6 protein-coding genes are annotated in these 19910 nt (G+C 75.5%); all 6 read right to left on the bottom strand.

What is annotated here, in order from left to right:
- Position 1 precedes the first annotated feature (1 nt).
- Positions 2 to 1000 (bottom strand): ABC transporter permease, encoded by a 999-nt coding sequence (locus ACFFRH_RS26940; protein WP_386160429.1) that lies wholly within the window; start codon positions 998 to 1000, stop codon positions 2 to 4.
- Positions 985 to 2589 (bottom strand): ABC transporter substrate-binding protein, encoded by a 1605-nt coding sequence (locus tag ACFFRH_RS26945; protein WP_386160431.1) that lies wholly within the window; start codon positions 2587 to 2589, stop codon positions 985 to 987. Before ACFFRH_RS26945 ends, ACFFRH_RS26940 begins: the two co-directional genes overlap by 16 nt.
- A gap of 319 nt (positions 2590 to 2908) precedes the next feature.
- The gene (locus tag ACFFRH_RS26950) at positions 2909 to 3895 is read right to left on the bottom strand and encodes an LLM class flavin-dependent oxidoreductase (RefSeq protein WP_386160433.1); all 987 of its coding nucleotides are present in this window, start codon (positions 3893 to 3895) and stop codon (positions 2909 to 2911) included.
- A gap of 101 nt (positions 3896 to 3996) precedes the next feature.
- Complete coding sequence (locus ACFFRH_RS26955; RefSeq protein WP_386160435.1) at positions 3997 to 5916, bottom strand: HAD-IIIC family phosphatase; 1920 nt, start codon at positions 5914 to 5916, stop codon at positions 3997 to 3999.
- The gene (locus ACFFRH_RS26960) at positions 5913 to 9032 is read right to left on the bottom strand and encodes a type I polyketide synthase (protein WP_386160437.1); all 3120 of its coding nucleotides are present in this window, start codon (positions 9030 to 9032) and stop codon (positions 5913 to 5915) included. Before ACFFRH_RS26960 ends, ACFFRH_RS26955 begins: the two co-directional genes overlap by 4 nt.
- Complete coding sequence (locus ACFFRH_RS26965) at positions 9029 to 19873, bottom strand: SDR family NAD(P)-dependent oxidoreductase (protein ID WP_386160439.1); 10845 nt, start codon at positions 19871 to 19873, stop codon at positions 9029 to 9031. The genes ACFFRH_RS26960 and ACFFRH_RS26965 overlap by 4 nt, the downstream gene beginning before the upstream one ends.
- Between the last annotated feature and the right edge of the window lie 37 nt (positions 19874 to 19910).

Below are 19910 nucleotides of genomic sequence, written 5' to 3' on the forward strand. Positions count from 1 at the left end.
GCTAGCTCCCCGCCTCTCGCGTCCTGGGGTCGATCACCCGGACGAGGATGTCGACCGCGATGTTGACCAGCACGAACACGACCGCGGTGAGCAGCACGATCGCGATCACCACGGGCATGTCCTTGTTCTGCACCGCGAACAGCACCAGCCGGCCGATCCCCTGCCGGGAGAAGACGATCTCGATGATCACCGCGCCCCCGATGAGCGAGCCGGCGATCCAGCCCAGGAGCGTGGTGGCGGTGAGCAACGCGTGCCGCAGCACGTGCCGCAGGCGCAGCGCGAGCTCGCCGATGCCCCGCGAGCGGGCGGTCACCACGAACGGGTCCTCCAGCGCGCGCAGCAGCCCGTCCCGCAGCACTCCCGTCATCACCGCGACCGGCCCGGCGGCCAGCGCGACGGTCGGCAGCACGAGGCCGGCCGGGGAGGAGGACCCGATGGCCGGGAACCAACGAAGGTTGAAGGAGAACACGGTCAGCAGCAGCAGCCCCAGCCAGAAGGGCGGCAGCGCCACCACCAGCGACTCCCCCGCGGAGAACGACGACCGCACCCACCGCCGGCGGTTCGCGCTCACCACCGCGAGCAGGACGGAGGCGACCAGCGTGACCAGCAGGGTCGTCAGGACCAGCAGCAGGGTGTGGGGGAGCTGGGATCCGATCGCGTCCCACACCGGCCTGCGCAGTACGTACGACTCGCCGAACTCCCCCCGCGCGATCCTGCCGAGGTAGGCCAGGTACTGCGCCGCGAGCGGATCGTCGAGCCGGTAGTCGGCGATGATCTGGGCGCGCACCTCCGGGGTCACGGCGGACCGGGCGAGCAGCACGTCGGCGGTGTTGCCCGGCATCACCCGAAGCAGGAGGAACGTCGCCGTGACCGCTCCCCACAGCACAGCGGCCGAGGCGGCCACGCGCACCAGCACGAGACGCACCGGGCCGGTGCGGCGGCGTGGAGGGGGGTCCACCGCCGCCGCCTCGGCCACGGGCGCCTTCAGGAGGCCAGCCATGCGCCGTACAGGTCGGGCGTGCCGTCGGCGTTGAAACCGATCTCCCGGACGCCGTCGCGCACGGTCACCGTGGACAGGGGCGAGTAGACGGGCAGGACCGCGGCGTCCTCGGTGACGCGCTTCTGTACCTCGGCGTAGGCGCGGTGCTGCCCGGCCTGGTCCTCGGCGTCGAGCGCGCGCCGGAAACCGGCCTCCACCTCCGGGTTGTCGTAGCGCGCCATGTTGTTGCTGATCCCGCGCTCGGGCGTGGGGATGTTGTCCGCGCCGAACAGGACGCGCAGCACGTCCGGTCCGGGCGCGGAGAAGCTGGTGTCGATCAGTTCGTAGTCGCCGTCCAGCAGGCGCTTGACGAAGGTCCCGCCGTCGAGGTTCTCCTCGACCAGTTCGATGCCGAGCTGCTTGGCGGCGGACTGGATCTGCGTGGCGAGGTTGGCCACGGACCCGTCGGACCACATGTGGCGCAGGGTCAGCCGCCTGCCGTCCTTCGTCCGGTATCCGGCCGCGTCGCGCCCGGTCCAGCCGGCCTGGTCGAGCAGCCGCGCCGCGCCGGCCGGGTCGTGGGCGTAGGCCGGGGCCAGCGAACCGTCGTAGCCGGGCGTGCTGGCCGAGAGCACGCCCTGGGCCCCCTGGTACACCCCGAAGTAGACGTTCTTCACGATCTGTCCCCAGTCGATGCCGGCCCGCAGCGCCCTGCGCACGTTCACGTCGCTGAGCGGGCCGTTCGCGGTGTTCGGCCAGTAGCTGTAGTTGATCCCGGGGTACGGCGTCGAGTGCAGGGTGAACCCGGGCAGGCTCCTGACCGTGCTGAGGCTCGTCGGCGACAGCGCGGTGACCGCGTCGACCTGGCCGCTGGTGAGCGCGCCCAGCCGGGCCGCGTTGTCCGGCACGACCTTCACCTCGATCCGGTCCAGCCGCGCCTGGCCCCGGCGGCCCTCCGGCGCCGAGTTGTAGGAGGTGTTCCTGACGTAGTCGATGCCCTTCTGCGGCACGAACCCCGTGTCACTGCGGAACGGGCCTGTTCCGACGATCTTCGCGCACAGCGCGGAGGGGGAGCCCTTGAGCGTCCGGGGGGACTGGATGCCCAGATTGGGCAGGGCCAGCGCGCCGAGGAGTCCCGAGTCGGGCCGCTTGAGCCTGACCTCGACCGTGGAGGGGCCGACGGCCCTGGCCGACCGGTAGGCCGCGAGCAGGCTGCCGGCGAGCAGCGACTTCGTCTTCGGTGCCACCACGTGGTCGAGGTTGTCGGCCACCGCCTGGGCGTCGAACCTCTCCCCGTCGGTGAACGTCACGCCCCGGCGGAGTTCGAAGGTGTAGGTCAGCCGGTCCGGCGAGACCTTCCAGCCGGTGGCCAGCCAGGGACGGATGCTCCCCCGGGCGTCCTGGTGGACCAGCGAGTCCAGGATCGGGCGGCTGAGCGCCCTGGCGGACTCGGTGGGGCTCTGGTGCGGGTCCAGGCACTCCGGTTCCTTCTCGACGGCCAGACGCAGTGTGCCCCCGCTCCTGGGCTGCGCGGAGGCGCCCGCTCCCCCTGTCGTGGCGCCGACCGCGCCGTCCGCGCCGGCGGAGCATGCGGTGGCCAGTGCCAGCATCAACGCGGCGGCCCCTGCCGTGGTGGCAGGCCTGCATGACCGGGACCTCGTAGCAGCACCCATCCTCATCCTCATCGCTCAGACGTCGGCTCACGCCGGAGGTGGTTCTCCGGCCGCACACAGTGCTCGGCGGTTTCGAAGCCGGACTGCTGGACACACAGTGCTCGGCGGTTCTAAAGCCGGACTGAACGCGGGCGGGGACGACGTCCGGTGCCGAAGCCGGACCGGACGCGGGCGAGGACGGGGACGGTTCCGAAGCCGACCGGACGCGGGCGGGGACGACGGCGGCCGGTGCCGGGGCGGACCGGCCCGTACGGGTCTACAGGGACGAGACGATCTTGGCGAGCAGCTCGTACGAGCGGATCCGGGCGGCGTGGTCGGGCACCTGGGTGAGCACGAACAGCTCGTCGGCGCGGGTCTGCCGCAGCAGCCCGGCCAGGCGGGGGGCGATCCGGTCCGGGGAGCCGACGAACTGCGGGTCGATCCGCTCGCGCAGGAAGCGCTCCTCCTGCGGGGTGAACGTGTGCGCCGCCGTCTCCTCCTCGGTGGGGAGCACGGTGCCCGGGTCCACGGTGCGCATCAGGATCTGGCCGAACACGAAGGAGGAGGCCAGACGGTACGCCCGCTCGTCGGTGTCCGCGGCCACGACGATCACCGCCACGCACGCGTGCGGCTCGGGCAGCTGCGGCGAGGGCCGGAAGGCCCGCCGGTAGGCGTCGAGCGCCTCGGGGGCACCGCCCCCCACGATCGCGTGCGCGTAGACGTAGGGCAGGCCCGACCGGCCCGCGTAGGCGGCGCTGCCGGCGCTGGAGCCCACCAGCCACAGCTCGGGCGCGATCGCCGGCTCCGGGATCGCCCGCACGCCGCCGCTGCCCCCGGCGAAGTACTCGCGCAGCTCGTTCAGCGCGTCGCCGAAGTCCAGGCGGCGCGGGTCGGCGACGCGGGCCGTGATCTCGCCCGAGCCGCCCGGGGCGCGCCCGAGTCCCAGGTCGACCCGGCCGGGGTAGAGGCCGGCCAGGACCCCGAACTGCTCGGCGACCACCAGGGGCGAGTGGTTCGGCAGCAGCACCGCGCCCGAGCCGACCCGGATGCTGGAGGTCGCCTCCAGGATGGGCCCGGCGAGCACCGCCGGGCTCGACGCCGCCAGCGCGGGGGTGTTGTGGTGTTCGGCCACCCAGTGGCGCCGGTAACCGAGTGCCTCCACGGCCTTGGCCAGGTCGATCGAACGGCGCAGCGCGTCACCTGCCGTGTCGCCGCGCCAGACCGGCGCGGTGTCGTGCACCGAGACCGCGATTCCCTCAGGCAATGCCCTCTCCTTCATCCTGTTCGCACATATGCGGAGGCATCCTGTTCGCACACATGCGGAGGCTTCCTCACGTTATGTCCGCAAGTTAAATCGAGGATGCCTCAGCTTGTCAACGCCGATTCCGCGCTTCCCACCGGGGCCGGTACCACCCCGTCCGCGACCTCCAGCGTGAGATGGCCCGGCACACCGACGATCTCGCCGAGGTCGTGCGCGTACCGCGACCACCGCGGCGTCTCCTCCGTCACGGTGAACCCGTAGTGCGGGTAGAAGTCCGCCACCTTGGCGTTCTTCGCGCTCGCCACGTAGTGTCCGCGCACCGAGGGAAAGCCCGCGGCGCGTGCCCGGTCGAGCACCGCGGCCAGGCACGCCTGCTCGATCCCCCGCGCGAACACCCGGCAGCTCAGCAGGAGGTTCTCGATCAGCAGCCCGTCCGGCAGCGCCCGCAGGAAGACCGCTCCGACGATCCCGTTGCTCCCGAACCGGTCGGCCGCCGACAGCGCCAGCACCCGCGAGCCCGGCCGCTCCGCCCGCTCACGCACCGCCTCCGGGGACAGGCGCTCCGTGGTGAGGTTGAACTGGTTGGTGCGCATGGTGATCTGCGACAGCCGCGCGACGTCGGCCGCGGCGGCCGGTGCCAGCCGTACGGACACCTCCAGCCCGCTCAGGAACTCCTCGGCCGATCCCGCCGCGGACAGGAACTCCGACCGCGCCGTCTCCTCGTGGTAGCGCCGCGTCCGGACGCGGTCCTCCGTGGTCACCTCGTTCGTGGTGAACCAGCCGTCGGCCAGCAGCCGCGTCGCGTGCAGCGCCGGGTCACCGTCCAGGTGGACCACCGCGGTCTCCGGCAGTTCCGCGGCGACCGCGGCGCACTCGTGGACGCTGTCGTCGGCGAACACCACGCTGTCCCCGCCGAGGTTCAGCTCCCGCGCCAGGACGCGCAGGTTGGCCGGTTTCGGCTGCCAGTTGGCGAGGATCCGGACGAAGGCGTCCTCGCGCACCACCATGTCGGGGTGGTCCCGCAGCGCGGCGAGCACGGTGTCCTGGTCGTTCTTGCTCACCGCGGCCAGCAGGACGCCCTGCGACTGCAGCTGCGCCACCACGCCCTGGAACCGGCGGAAGGCCTCCCCCCACCGGCCGTGGGCCACCTCGATGCCCTCCACCCCGTCGTCACCGAGGACACCGCCCCACAGCGTCTGGTCGAGGTCGACGGCCAGCACCTTCCTGGCCCGGCCCGTCCTGGCCCGCACCAGGTGGACCAGTTCGCGCGCGTACGCGCCGAGCAGGGCGTCCGACAGGTGCGCGCGGGCGTAGACCTCGAAACGCGGGTCGGACAGCTCGACCGGCGCCGTCAGCAGCGGGTCGAGGTCCATCACCACGACCGCGTCCAGCGACTCGCCGAACGCCAGCAACTCGGCGTTGGCCCGCCGCCATACCGCGCCGAGCCGCGCCCTGGACGGGTAGTCCAGCACCTGCGCCTGCCACACCCGGGGCAGCGGGACGGTGTTGAGCACGAGCGCGCCGGACCCGCTCTCGCCGAACCGCGCCGCCAGCCGCCGCCACAGCGCCAGCTTCCCCGCCAGCACGCGCTCCACGTCGTCCACCGTGAACGGCACGCCGACCTCGTCGAACACGGCCGCGTGGTCGAGCACGCAGACGGTCACGTCGGGCCGCCCGGCGTACAGCGCGCTGCCGGGATCACCGAGCTCGAACGCGTACGAGCCGAAGTCCGCGAGCCGGACGTCCGGAAGATACCCGTGGCGGGCCAGCTCGCCGGTCAGCGCGGTACGCAGCGCGTCGAGCGTGCCGTACCCGGTGATGGTCACGGCCGCGGGCGGGAGCCCGGGGTGGTGTGCGCGGGCGGCCTCCACGTCGACCCGGTCCAGCAGCCGCGCCGACCGGGCGGCGTCCTCCTCGTCCATCGCGGCCAGCAGTGCCGCGACCTCGTCGTAGCGCGCCGCGAGCGTCCCCTCGCGGTGCAGCGAGCGCAGGCGCGTGCGCGCCTCGGCGCTTCTCGTGGTCATCGCTTCTCCAGAAGTGTCGGCGCGTTCTCCTGGCCGAGCAGTTCCTCCAGCCGGAACGCGAGCTCGCGGGCGGTGCCGTGGTCGAGCACCAGCCCCACCTGCACGTCGACGCCGACCTCCCGGGAGAGCCGGGCGGCGATCTCCAGCGCGCCGAACGAGGTGATGCCGACCTGGGTCAGGTCGTCCCCCGGATCGATCGCGCCGTGGGAGTGCCCGAGCGCGTCGGCCACCGCCGTCAGCACCAGCGACGCCAGGAAGTCGTGGCGCTCGCCCTCGGGCAGGCCGAGCGGCGGCGAGACGGCCGGCGCCACCGGGGGCCCGTACGGGGGGCGGTCCTGCCCGTGCCTCCTGGGCGGGACGAGCCAGTAGCGCTCGTGCCGGAACGGGTAGGTCGGCACGGTGGCCGGATCGGCGGCCGGTCCCTCGCCGAGCACCTTCTCCCAGTCGACCCCGACACCGCGCGCGTGGGCCTGCGCGACGCCGCGCAGCACCGACCGGGCCTCCGCCGCGGGGTCGCGCACCAGCGCGATCGCCGACGCGCCGTCCCGCTCCCCCGCCAGGCAGTCGGCGATCATGCCGGTCATCGTGGTGTCGGGCCCGATCTCGACGAAGGTGTCGACGCCGAGGCCCCGCAGGGTGAGCACGCCGTCGTGGAAGCGGACCGTGCCGCGTACCTGGGCGGCCCAGTAGTCCGGTGCGGCCAGTTCGTCCCGGGTCACCACCCGGCCCGTCCTGTTGGAGACCAGGGGCGTCGCGGGTTCGCCGACGGTCAGTTCCGCCGCCGCCTCCACCAGCCGGGGCAGCGCGTGGTCCATGTGCGGCGAGTGGAATGCCTGGCCGACCGCGAGCGCCTTCGTGCGCACCCCACGCGAGCGCCACCGGGCGGCCAGTTCCCGCACCGCGTCGGCGTCGCCGGAGACCACGGTCGACCGCGGCCCGTTGACCGCGGCCACGGACACCCGTCCGCCCAGGCCGGCCAGGTCGGCCCGTACCTCCGCCTCGGCGGCCCGCAGCGACACCATGCCCCCGCCCGCCGGGGCCGCCTGCATCGCCAGCGCCCGTACCACCACGAGGCGCGCGGCCTCCTCCAGTGAGAGCGCGCCGGCGACGTGCGCCGCGGTGAGCTCGCCGATCGAGTGGCCGAGCAGCGCGTGGGCGACCAGGCCCAGGTGCTCGGCGAGCCGGCAGAGCGCGAGCTGGGTGGCGAACAGCGCGGGCTGGGCGAACTCCGTGCGCCGCAGCAGCCCTCCCAGCGGGCCGTCGGCCGGGGCGGACACCACCTCGCCCAGGGGCGGCCCCTGCGCGCGGTGGAGTTCCCTGGCCCGGTCCAGCGCGGCGCAGGCGGCGTCGAACGCCTCGGCGTAGACCGGGAACCGTTCGTACAGCTCGCGTCCCATCCGCGCCCGCTGGGTCCCCTGGCCGCCGAACACGAACGCCACCTTCGGCGCCGGGCTCGCCGTGGCGACCGGGCTGGACGGCCCGGCGAGCGCGTCCAGCTCGCGGGCGAGTTCGGCGGCGCCGGAGCCGAGCGCCACCGCCCGGTGCCTGAACCGCGACCGCCGCCCTGCCAGGGTGCGGGCCACGGCGGCGGGATCGACCTCCGTCCCGGAGCGCAGGAGGTCTCGCAGCCGGGCGGCCTGCGCGCGCACCGCCTCGGGTGTCTTTCCCGACAGGACCCAGGGGACGGCCACCGGCGCGTTCCCGGCCGCCGCCCCGGGGCGCGGCGGTCCCGCTCCCGCGGCCGTCGCGTCCCCGGCGGGGTGCGCGTCGGCCGCCTCCTCGACGACGAGGTGGGCGTTGGTGCCGCTGATCCCGAACGAGGAGACGCCGGCCCGGCGCGGCGGGTCGCCGCGCGGCCACGGACGGGAGCGCTCCAGCGGCTCCACCCCGCCGCCGTCCCAGTCGACCAGCGCGGAGCGGTCCGCCACGTGCAGCGTCGCCGGCAGCACGCCGTGCCGCAGCGCCTGCACCATCTTGATCACACCGGCGACCCCCGCCGCGGCCTGCGTGTGCCCCAGGTTCGACTTGACCGAGCCGAGCCACAGCGGCCGCCGCCGGTCGGCGGCGGTACCGTAGGCCGCGATCAGGGCGCCCGCCTCGATCGGATCCCCGAGAGCGGTGCCGGTCCCGTGCGCCTCGACCGCGTCCACCTCGGCCGGGGAGAGCCCCGCGCCGCGCAGGGCCGCCCGGATCACCTTCTCCTGGGCGGCCCCGCTCGGTGCGGTGAGCCCGTTGCTCGCCCCGTCCGAGTTGATCGCCGAGCCGCGGATCACCGCCAGGACGGGGTGCCCGTTGCGCCGGGCGTCCCCGAGCCGCTCCAGGACCAGCACCCCCACGCCCTCGCCGAAGCCGGTGCCGTCGGCCGCGTCGGCGAACGCCTTGCAGCGGCCGTCCGCGGCGAGCCCGCCCTGGAGGGCGAACTCCACGAAGACCCGGGGCGTGGCCATCACCGTCACCCCGCCGGCGAGCGCGAGGTCGCACTCGGAGCGGCGCAGCGATTCGGCGGCCAGGTGGATCGCCACGAGCGAGGACGAACAGGCGGTGTCGACGCTGATCGCGGGCCCCTCGAAACCGAGGGTGTAGGCCACCCGCCCGGAGGCCACACTCGCCGCGTTGCCGGTCATGAGGTACCCGTCGAGCTCGGGGGGCACGTCGTCGATCGCGGGCGCGTAGTCCTGGTAGATCACGCCGGTGAACACCCCGGTCCGGCTGCCCCGCAGTGACCGCGGGACGATCCCGGCGCGCTCCAGGGCCTCCCAGGAGACCTCCAGCAGCTGCCGGTGCTGCGGGTCCATCGCCACGGCCTCCCTGGGGGAGATCCCGAAGAAGGCGGCGTCGAATCCGGCCGCGTCGTCCAGGAAGCCGCCGGCCCTCGCCCGCCCCTGCGGGACCGGACCCCAGCCGCGGTCCTGCGGCGGCTCGCCGACGGCGTCGACGCCGTCGCCGACCACCCGCCACAGGTCCTCGGGCGAGCGCACCCCGCCCGGGTAACGGCAGGCCATCGCGACCACGGCCACCGGTTCCGGGTTCGACAGGGCGGCCAGTTCCCTCTTCACCCGGGCGAGCTCGCCGGTCGTCCACCGGAGGTACTCGACCAGCTTCTTCTCGTCGGTCATGCCGTCCGCCGTCCCTGGGATCGAAGCTCGGAGTCGATGAACCGGAACAGCTCCTCGGCGGTCGCCGGGATCTCCTCGGCCGCCTGCCCGCCCGGTCCCGGACCGGCCGGTTCCCGATCGCCCGGTCCGGGATCGGCCGGTTCCGAGACGGCCGGTTCCGGATCGGCCGGTTCCGGGACGAGCCGGTCGAGCAGGTGGCCGGCCAGCGCGGCCGGGGTCGGATGGTCGAACACGACGGTCGCGGGGAGCCGCAGCCCGGTCGCCCTGCCGAGCCGGTTGCGCAGTTCGACCGCGGTCAGCGAGTCGAAGCCGAGCTCCTTGAAGCTGCGGCCCTCCTCGACCGCGTCCCCGGTGTCCCCGGTGTCCCCGGCGTCCCCGGGAGCCCGCCCGAGGACCGCCTCCACGTACCGGAAGACCGTCTCGGTCATCAGCTCCGCGCGGCGCGCGGGCTCGGTGTCGGCGAGCAGCCGCGGCAGCTCGGCCCCGTCCCCGGACCCGGAGGGGCCGTCGCCGGCCGTCGCCGGGAGTGCGCGACCGCGTACCAGGGCCCGCAGCGGCGGGGCCGGATCCGGGACCTCCGCCAGCCTCGCGAGGTCCAGCAGGACCGCGGCCAGCGACGGCTCCGCCGCCGCCATCGCCGCGTCCAGCAGCGCGAGGGCACGTCCCGCCGACAGCGGCAGCAGCCCGGACCGCGCCATCCTGGCCCGGTCGACGGCGGAGAGCGAACCGGTCATCGCGCTCTCGGACCGCCACAGTCCCCAGGCGATCGAGGTGGCGGGCAGCCCCTCGCGGGTCCTGGCGACGGCGAGGGCGTCGAGGAAGACGTTGGCCGCCGCGTAGGCCGACTGCCCGGCGCCGCCCACGATCCCGGCCGCCGAGGAGAACAGCACGAACGCGGCGAGGTCCAGGTCCCTGGTGAGCTCGTGCAGGTGCCAGGCGCCGTCCACCTTGGGCCGCAGCACCGCGTCGAGCCGTTCGGGGACGAGGTTGGCGAGCGTCGCGTCGTCCAGGACCCCGGCCGCGTGCACCACCGCCGTCAGGGGGTGCTCGGCCGGGACGTCCGCGAGCACGCGTGCCAGCGCGCCGGCGTCCGCCACGTCCGCGGCGGCGAACGTCACCTTCGCGCCGAGCCCTTCGAGCTCCTCGCGGAGCCGCCCGGCACTCTCCGCCCGGGGGCCCCGCCTGCTCAGCAGCAGCAGGTGCCGGGCGCCGTGTTCCCTGGCCAGGTGCAGCGCGACGAGCCTGCCCACGCCGCCGGTCGCGCCGGTGACCAGGACCGTGCCGTCGGCGCGGATCGGCCGGGGGATCCGGATCGCCACCTTGCCCACGTGCCGGGCGAGGCCGAGGTGCCGTACGGCGTCCGGCGCCCGTCCCGCGTCCCAGGAGGTGACCGGGAGCGGCGTGAGGATCCCGCTCCCGAACAGGCCCGCGAGCTCGGCGAGCATCCGGCCGATCCGGTCCGGCCCCGCCTCGGCCAGGTCGAACGCCCGGTAGTGCGCGCCGTGCCGGGCGCGGACCTCGTCGGGGTCTCGCACGTCCGTCTTGCCCATCTCGACGAACCGCCCGCCGGGCGCGAGCAGTTCGAGCGAGGCGTCCACGAACTCGCGGGCCAGCGAGTTCAGCACGATGTCCACGCCGCGCCCGCCGGTCGCCGCCCGCACCGCCCCGGCGAAGGACAGGTCGCGGGAGCCGGCGATCCTGCCGGGAGGCAGCCCCGCCCCTTCGAGCGCGGGCCACTTGGCGGGGCTCGCGGTGCCGAACACGGTCAGCCCCCAGTGGCGCGCCAGCTGGATCGCCGCCCCGCCGACGCCGCCGGCGGCGGAGTGGACCAGGAGCCACTCCCCCGGGCGGGCTCCGGCGAGGTCGCGCAGGGCGTAGTAGGCGGTGAGGAACACCGCGGGCACGGTCGCCGCCTGGGCGAACGACATCCCCTCCGGAATCGGCACCAGCAGACGGTGATCGGTGACGGCCTCCGGCCCGATTCCTCCAGGGATGAGGCCCATCACCCGGTCGCCCGGCCCGATACCGGTCACGTCGTCCCCGACCGCGAGCACCACCCCGGCGCCCTCGGTCCCCAGGTCCGCCGCGCCCGGGTACATGCCCAGGGCGAGCATCGCGTCACGGAAGTTGAGACCGGCGACGCGGACGGCGACCCTGACCTCCCCGCGGCCCGGTGGCCTGTCCTCGACGGGCCGGTACGCCAGGTCGTCGGCCACCCCGCTCCCGGCCGCCTCCAGGCGCCAGTTGCCCGCGCCGGACGGTACCGGGTCGCGCCGGCGGCGCCGGAGCCGGGGCACCAGCGGTCCGCCGTCCCTGATCGCGATCTGCGGCTCGCCGGACGCCACGGCGTCCAGGATCTCCGGCAGCGGCGTGGAGGCGCTTTCCGTGTCCACGACGACCACCCGGCCCGGTTCCTCGGCCTGCACGCCGCGGACCAGGCCCCAGACGCCGGCGCCGTCGAGCGCACCGGCGCGCTCGCCCGGAACCGCCTCCACGGCGCGGTGGGTACGCACCACGAACAGCGTGCCGGCCAGCCTGTCGTCGGCCAGCCCCCGCCGGAGCGTGCCGAGCACCCGCAACAGGGTGGCCCGGACCGCCTCCGGCACGGGCCCGGCCGCCCCGCCCGCCGGGACGACGAGCACCTCGGGCGCGGACTCTCCCGCGTCCAGCGCCGCGAGCACCGCGCCGAGCCCCGGACCGTCCGCGCCGCCGGTGACGCCGACGCCGCCGCTCTCGCCACTCCCGCCTGTTTCGCCTGTTTCGACGACGACGCCGGTGGCATCCGTGCCGCCGATGTCTCCTATGTCGCTGATGTCGCTGATGTCGCCGAGGACCCGTACGCGTTCGCGCGGTACGCCGGCGCCGGAGCGCACCGGGTCCCAGGCGAGCTCGTACAGCAGGTCCTCCGCGCCCGCCGTGGCCAGGTCCGCCGGGTCGGCCGCGCGGAATGTCACGGCCTCGATGCCCGCCACCGGGTCGCCCCCGGCCGTGGCCAGGTCGACCGCGACCGTGTCGTCCCCGGTGCGGCGCACGCGCACCCGTACCGGGGACGGCACGGTCGCGGACGTGTCGGCGTACCGGGTGAAGCCGCGCCAGGCGAAGGGCAGCCGTACGGCGCCGTCGTCGGGGAACAGACCCGCGAGCCCGACGGCGTGCAACGCGGCGTCCAGCAGCGTGGGCGCGACGCGGTACCCGCGCGGGCCCTCCAGGAACACCTCCGCGAGGACGTCCTCCCCGGACCGCCACGCCCCGCGCAGGCCGTGGAAGGCCGGACCGTAGTGATAGCCCCTGGCCGCCAGGTCCTCGTACAGCCCGCCGACGTCGACGGGCACCGCGCCGGGCGGCGGCCACTCGGCGGGGACCGGCCCGGCGGCGGGTCCGGAAGGCGGGGCGAGCGAACCGGCGGCGTACACCGTCCACGGCGCGCCCAGCGGATCATCGGTGTCCGCCGACCGCGCGTGAATCCCGACCGGGCGCAGGCCGTCCGGTTCCGCCGGGCCCACGGTCACCTGGATCTCCACCGCGCCGGAGCCGTCGAGCACCAGCGGGCGCCGGAGGGTCAGCTCGTCCACCCGCGCGACACCGGCCAGTTCTCCCGCGTGTCCCGCCAGTTCGGCGAGGACCGCGCCGGGGACCAGGACCGCGCCGTCCACCACGTGATCGCCCAGCCACGGCTGGTCGTCCAGGGAGAGCCGGCCGAAGAGCAGCAGGCCGTCCTCGGACGCCGCGCGCACGGCCGTGCCCAGCAGCGGATGGGCGACCCGCCGCGCGCCCGCCGCGACCCCGGCGGTGGCCGCCGGCGCCGCCGCGTCCAGCCAGTACCGGTGCCGGTCGAAGGCGTAGGTCGGCAGGGTCGGTACCCGCCCCCGGCGCTCGCCGAGGTACCCCCGCCAGTCGACGCGGACGCCGTTCGCCCAGGCCTCGGCCACCGACGTGAGCACCCGCGCCATGCCGCCGTCGTCCCTGCGCAGCGTGCCCAGCACGGCGGGCCGCTCGACTCCGGGGAGGGCCTCCAGGATCTCCTGGACCCCCAGCCCGACGACGGGGTGCGGGCTCACCTCGACGAACGTCTCGTGCCCGGCCGAGGCGGCCGCCTCCACCGCGGCCTGCAGCAGCACCGGCCGGCGCAGATTGCGGTACCAGTACCCGGGCGTCCCGAAGCCGGTGCCGTCACCCGGCTCGACCCTCGCGCCGGTGACGGTGGAGAAGACACCGGCGGTGAACGCACGGTCCGGCGCGGGCCGGGGCAGGATCTCCAGCAGCTCCGCCTCGAGCGCCTCGACCTGGGGCGAGTGTGAGGCGTAGTCCACGTCGATCAGCCGCACGCGCACGCCGAGCCTCTCCAGCTCACGTCGCACACGGTCCACCGCCCCGGCCTCGCCCGCGACGACGGTCGAGGCCGGCCCGTTCAGCGCGGCGACCGACACAGCGCCCGCGGCGCTCCCTGTACGCCCTGTGCCCTGCGCGCCCTCTGTGTTCCCCGTGTTCTCTGTGTTCTCTGTGCCCCCGCCCCCCGCGCTCTCCGGGATTTCCGGGCCCGCCGGGAACCCGAGGCTTTCGAGGACCGCGCGCACCCGCTCCCGCGAGGCCGCGACCGACAGCATCGCCCCGCCGCCCGCGATCGTGCGGATGGCCCGGCTGCGCAGCGCCACCACCGCAGCCGCCTCCTCCAGCGACAGCGCGCCCGAGGTGAGCGCGGCGGCGATCTCGCCCTGCGAGTGACCGATGACGGCGGCGGGCCGTACGCCGAAGGACTCCCACAGCGCGGTCAGCCCGGTCATCACGGCCCACAGGACCGGCTGCACCACGTCCACGCGCCCCAGGTCCGCGCCGTCACGCAGGGCCTCCAGCAGCGACCAGCCGGTCACCGGGTCGAGGGCCGCGGCGCATTCGCCGACCCGCCGGGCGAAGACCTCGGACTCGGCGAGCAGCGCGCGGGCCATGCCCTCCCACTGCGCGCCCTGGCCGGGGTAGAGGAGGACCGGCTCGCGCGGATCCCTCGCGTACCCGGTCACCGACGAGGCCGACGGCGCCCCGTCCGCGACGGCGGCCAGCCCCGCCAGCGCCTCCTCGCGGTCGCCGGCCACGACGACCGCGCGATGGCCGAACTCGGCCCTGGTCGTGACCAGGGCCGCCGCGACGTCGGCCAGGGCGGCCTCCGGATACCGTTCCAGGTAGGCGCGCAGCCGCCGCGCCTCGCCCCGGAGCGCGCGCGCCGACCTCGCCGACAGGACCAGCGGGACCGGACCGGCGAAGGGCTCCGGCGCGGGAGCGACCTCGGGCGCGGGCGGCTCCTCGACGACGACGTGCGCGTTGGTCCCGCTCATGCCGAAGGCGGAGACCCCGAACCGTCGTGGACGCTCCCCCGGGAGCCAGGGGGTGTTCTCGGTGAGCAGCGCGACACCGCCCCGGTCCCAGTCGACGTGACGGGACGGCCTGTCGACGTGCAACGTACGCGGCAGCGTCCCGTGCTCCAGCGCCAGGACCATCTTGATGATCCCGCCGACGCCGGCCGCCGCCTGGGTGTGCCCGATGTTGGACTTGAGCGAGCCCAGCCTGAGTGGCGGGCGGTCCCCGCGCGCCGCCCCGTACGTGGCGAGCAGCGCCTGCGCCTCCACCGGGTCACCCAGGGTGGTGCCGGTGCCGTGCGCCTCGACCGCGTCCACGTCGGCCGGGGCGAGGCCCGCGGCGCGCAGGGCCTCCTCGATCACCCGTTCCTGGGAGGGGCCGTTGGGCGCGGTGAGCCCGTTGCTGGCGCCGTCCTGGTTCACCGCCGAGCCCTTGACCACGGCCAGCACGGGATGCCCGTTGCGCCGCGCGTCCGACAGCCGTTCCACCAGCAGCAGTCCGACCCCCTCACCGAAGCCCGTCCCGTCGGCGGCGTCGGCGAACGCGCGGCAGCGCCCGTCGGGCGAGAGCCCTCGCTGGCGGCTGAACTCCACGAAGGTCGCGGGCGTCGCCATGAGCGTGGCCCCGCCGACCAGCGCGAGGTCGCACTCCCCGGCGCGCAGCCCCTGCACCGCCAGGTGGAGCGCCACCAGCGAGGACGAGCAGGCCGTGTCCACGGTGATCGCGGGCCCCTGCAGGCCGTAGGTGTAGGCGATCCGGCCCGACGCCACGCTCCCGGCGCTGCCGGTGCCCAGATACCCGCCGTACTCGCGCGGATCGTCCTGCGCCCGGCCGCCGTACTCGGTGTAGATCAGGCCGACGTAGACACCGGTGCGGGAGCCTCGCAGGCCGGCCGGGTCGATGCCCGCGCGCTGGAAGGCCTCCCACGAGGTCTCCAGCAGCAGCCGCTGCTGTGGGTCGGCGGCCTTGGCCTCGCGCGGGTTCATCTCGAAGAAGTCCGCGTCGAACTCGGCGGCCTCGTGGATGAACCCGCCGTCGCGCGCGTAGGACGTACCCGGGCTGTCCGGGTCGTCGTCGAACAGCCTGCCCAGGTCCCAGCCCCGGTCGCCGGGAAAGGGCCCGACCGCGTCCCCGCCCGATTCCAGGAGCTCCCACAGTTGCTCGGGGGTGCTGACACCGCCCGGGTAGCGGCAGGCCATCGCGACGATCGCGACGGGGTCCTCGGCCGTCCGCCCGCGCCGGGCCACGGCCCGGGAGGGGCCGTCCGGCGCGGCGCGGCTCAGGTGGCGGGCCAGGGCGCGCGGGCTCGGATGGTCGAACACGAGCGTGCTCGGCAGGCGGCGGCCCAGGAGGCGGCCGAGATGGTCCCGGAGCCGTACCCCTGTCATGGAGTCGATGCCGAGATCGCGGAAGGGCCGGTCCGGGCGGACGGCACGGGCGGACTCGTGGCCGAGGAGGCCGGCGAGCGTCCGGGTGACCAGGTCCAGCACCCGCTCCTCCCGCTCGCTCCCGGAAAGCCCGGCCAGGACGTCGGCGGGCACGGCGCCGGCCGGCCCGGCGTCCGCGGGAACGGCCCGCCCGGACCGCCGCACCGCGCGGCGCGGCCGGGGAACGGAGGCGAGGGCAGAGGCAGGGGCAGGGGCGGGGGCCGGGGCCTCGCCGGGCTCCCCGGCGGCCGGGCGGACGCGCACCTCCTCGACGGTCAGCACCGCCCGGCCGGTGGCGTCGGCCGCGGTGAGCGAGAAGGTCTCCGGCCCTGTCCAGGCCAGGCGGACGCGCGCCGGGCCCGTCGCGGCGGCGTGGAGCCGTACACCGGTCCAGCTGAACGGCACGGCGGCCTCGGGTGGCTCGTTCCGGTCGTACGCGCGGACCGCCCGGTCGAGGAAGGCCGCCTGCGCCATCCCGTCCAGCAGCGCGGGATGGAGCACGAACCCCTCACCGCCCTGGCCCGCGTCCCCGTCCGGCGGGGTCACCTCGGCGAACACGTCGCCGCCCGAACGCCAGGCGGCCCGTACGCGGCGCAGGCGGGGGCCGTAGTGCACGCCCGCGTCGGCCAGCCGGGCGTATCCGGCGTCCACGTCGACGGGCTCGGCGCCCGGCGGCGGCCACGCCTCCGGGATCCCGCCCCCCTCCGCGAGGACACCGGGACCACCGGAGCCGGAGCCGGAGCCACGGAGGCCACCGGATTCGCCGGGGTCATCAAGGCCGTCGAGATCATCGGGGCCCTCGGGGTCACCCGCGCCCAGCGAGCCCGAGGCGTGCAGCCGCCACGGCTCCTCGGCGTCCTCACCTCCCCGCCGGGTGTGCACCGTGAACGTCGCGCCCGCGCCGCCGTCCTCGGCGTTCACCTCCACCTGGACCTGTACGGGCCCGTCCGGCACGTCCACGGGGGCGAGGAACGCGAGGTCGTCCACTCGCGGCAGGCCGAGGCGTTCCCCGGCCGCGAGTGCCAGCTCGACCAGCGCGCTCCCGACGAGCACCGGGCGCTCGCCGAGCCGGTGCTCGCGGGTCCAGCCGCCGGGCCCGCCGGGGAGGCCACCGCTGAACAGCACCGCCCGCCCGTCCGCCGGCTCCACGACCACGCCCAGGAGCGGGTGCCCCGCCCCGGCGGGACCGGTCAGGGGCGGCGTCCCCGGTGCCCCCTCGGTGCGGGTGTCGAGCCAGAACCGTCGTTCCTGGAACGCGTAGGTGGGCAGGCCGACACGGCGTCCCCGCGTGGCCGCCCCCCACTCGACGGGGACTCCGGCCGCGAACAGGCTCCCGGCCGAGGTGAGCAGCTGCTCCAGCCCGCCGTCGTCGCGACGGAGCGTGGCCAGCGCGTGCGCCTCCACGCCGGCGCCGTCGAAGGTGTCGCGCAGCGGGGCCACGAGCACCGGATGCGGGCTGACCTCCAGGAAGCACCGGTGGCCCGCCTCCAGGAGGGCGGTGACGGTCTCGGCGAGGCGTACCGGCCGGCGAAGGTTGTCGTACCAGTACCCGGCGTCGAGGGCACTCGTGTCGATCTCGGCGGCCGTGACCGTGGAGAAGAAGGCGACGGCCGACGTCCGCGGGCGGATGCCGGCGAACCGGGCGAGCAGGGGTTCTCGCAGGGGCTCGACGGCCGGCGAGTGGGAGGCGTAGTCGACGGGGACGAGCCGCGCCCTGACCCCTTCGGCCTCGCACCGGGCGACGAGGTCGCGTACCGCGCCCGCCTCTCCCGACACCACGGTCGCGTCCGGCCCGTTGACGGCGGCGACGGCTATCTCGTCCCGGCCGCCGAGCCTGCGGCGCAGTTCCCCGGCGGACAGGCCGATCGACGCCATCGCCCCGGTTCCCGCGATGTCCAGGATGGCGGCGCTGCGCCGGGCCACCAGCGCCGCCGCGTCGGCCAGGTCAAGGGCACCGGCGACGTGGGCGGCGGCTATCTCCCCCTGCGAGTGCCCCACCACCGCGGCGGGTTCGATCCCGAGGGAACGCCACACCGCGGCGAGCGAGACCATCATCGAGAACAGGGCGGGCTGCACCACGTCGACCCGGCCGAGCAGGGTCTCCTCCCCGGAGGACACCACCTCCAGCAGGTCCCAGCCGACGTGCGGGGCCAGCGCCTCGGCGCACCGCCGCATCTCGTCGCCGAACGGCTCGGAGGCGGCGAGGAGCTCGCGGGCCATCCCGGCCCACTGCGACCCCTGGCCGGGGAACACGAAGACCGGCCGCCCGTTCACCACCGCCTCGCCCTGCGCCGCGCGCCGGGACGGGAGCCCCTGCTCCATCGCCGCCAGCTCCCCGGCCAGCCGGTCGAGGTCCGTCCCGACGGCGACCGCGCGGTGGGACAGGTCGGCACGCCCGGTGCGGAGGCTGTGGGCGACGTCGGCCGGGGCGAGGCCCGGGTTCTCCGCCACGTGTGCCCGCAACCGGCCGATCTGGTCACGCAGCGCCTGCTCGGTGTGCCCGGACACCGTCCACACCACCGGCGCCGGAGTCCCGGTCGCGCCCGCCCGAGGGGACTCCGGCGCCGCGGACGGCTCCCCAGGCGCGGACGGCTCCTCGGCCGCGAGCGGCTCCCCAGGCGCGGGTGACTCCCCGGCCGCGAGCGGCTCCTCGGGCGCGGACGGCTCCTCGTGCGGCTCCTCGTGCGGCTCCTCGATGACGACGTGCGCGTTCGTGCCGCTGATCCCGAACGAGGAGACCGCGGCCCGGCGCGGGTGGTCCCGGCGCGGCCACTCCCTCGCCCCGGTGAGCGGGGCGAGCCCTCCCGCGTCCCAGTCGACGTGCGGCGACGGCTCGTCGATGTGCAGGCTGGCCGGAAGCACCCCGTGCCGCATCGCCATCGCCATCTTCATCACGCCGCCGATGCCCGCCGCGGCCTGGGTGTGCCCGATGTTGGACTTGAGCGAGCCCAGCCACACCGGATCCGTCACCGGGCGGGCCCGGCCGTAGGTCTCCATGAGGGCGCCGGCCTCGATCGGGTCGCCCAGGCCCGTACCGGTGCCGTGCCCCTCGACGGCGTCCACCTCGGCGGGGTCGACGCCCGCGTCGGCCAGCGCGGCGAGGATCACCCGCCGCTGCGCCACCCCGTTGGGCGCCGACAGCCGGCTGCTCGCGCCGTCGGAGTTGACCGCGCTGCCGCGCAGCACCGCGACGACCGGATGGCCCTTGCGCCGGGCCTCCGAGAGGCGCTCGACGAGCACCAGCCCGACGCCTTCCGCCCAGCCGGTGCCGTCGGCCGAGGCCGCGTAGGCTTTGCACCGGCCGTCGGGGGACAGCCCGCGCTGGCGGCTGAACTCGACGAACGTCGCCGGGGTGGCCATGACCGTGCTCCCGCCCGCGACGGCCATCTCGCAGTCTCCCCGGCGCACCGCCTCCGCCGCGTAGTGCAGCGCCACCAGCGAGGACGAGCACGCGGTGTCCACGGTGACCGCAGGTCCCTGCAGCCCGAAGGTGTAGGCGACGCGGCCCGAGGCGATGCTCCCGGCGCTGCCGGTGCCGACGAACCCCTCGAAACCCTCGGGCGCGCGGCTGTGGCGGGAACCGTAGTCGGAGTACATGACGCCGACGAACACCCCGATCCGCTCCCCCGACACGGAGCGCGGGTCCAGCCCGGCGCGCTCGAAGACCTCCCAGGACGTCTGCAGGAGCAGCCGCTGCTGCGGGTCGATCGTGAGCGCCTCGCGTGGGCTGACGCCGAAGAGCTCGGGGTCGAAGTCGGCGGCGGAGTACAGGAAGCCGCCCTCGGCGGCGTAGCTGGTGCCCTCCCTGTCCGGGTCGGGGTCGATCAGCTCGTCCAGCGGCCAGCCGCGGTCACGCGGGAACGGGCCGATCGCGTCGGTCCGCGCCTCCACCAGCCGCCACAGGTCCTCCGGCGACCGGACACCGCCGGGGTACCTGCAGGCCATGGAGACGATCGCCAGCGGCTCGCGCGCGGCCTGCTCCAGCCGCTCCAGTGCCGCGCGGGTGCGCATCAGGTCGGCCGTGGTGCGCCGGAGGTACTCGCGGAACTTGTCTTCATTCGCCATCGGTGAACCGCTCCCCGTTGTCGTCCTCGAAAGTGAT

The sequence above is a fragment of the Streptosporangium vulgare genome (genome assembly GCF_042428775.1).
GTDB lineage: Bacteria > Actinomycetota > Actinomycetes > Streptosporangiales > Streptosporangiaceae > Streptosporangium > Streptosporangium vulgare.

What these genes read in the sequence shown, in the direction of transcription:
- ACFFRH_RS26940 (WP_386160429.1), bottom strand. Translation starts at nt 1,000, where the DNA reads ATGGCTGGCCTCCTGAAGGCGCCCGTGGCCGAGGCGGCGGCGGTGGAC.
- ACFFRH_RS26945 (WP_386160431.1), bottom strand. Translation starts at nt 2,589, where the DNA reads ATGCTGGCACTGGCCACCGCATGCTCCGCCGGCGCGGACGGCGCGGTC.
- ACFFRH_RS26955 (WP_386160435.1), bottom strand. Translation starts at nt 5,916, where the DNA reads ATGACCACGAGAAGCGCCGAGGCGCGCACGCGCCTGCGCTCGCTGCAC.
- ACFFRH_RS26960 (WP_386160437.1), bottom strand. Translation starts at nt 9,032, where the DNA reads ATGACCGACGAGAAGAAGCTGGTCGAGTACCTCCGGTGGACGACCGGC.
- ACFFRH_RS26965 (WP_386160439.1), bottom strand. Translation starts at nt 19,873, where the DNA reads ATGGCGAATGAAGACAAGTTCCGCGAGTACCTCCGGCGCACCACGGCC.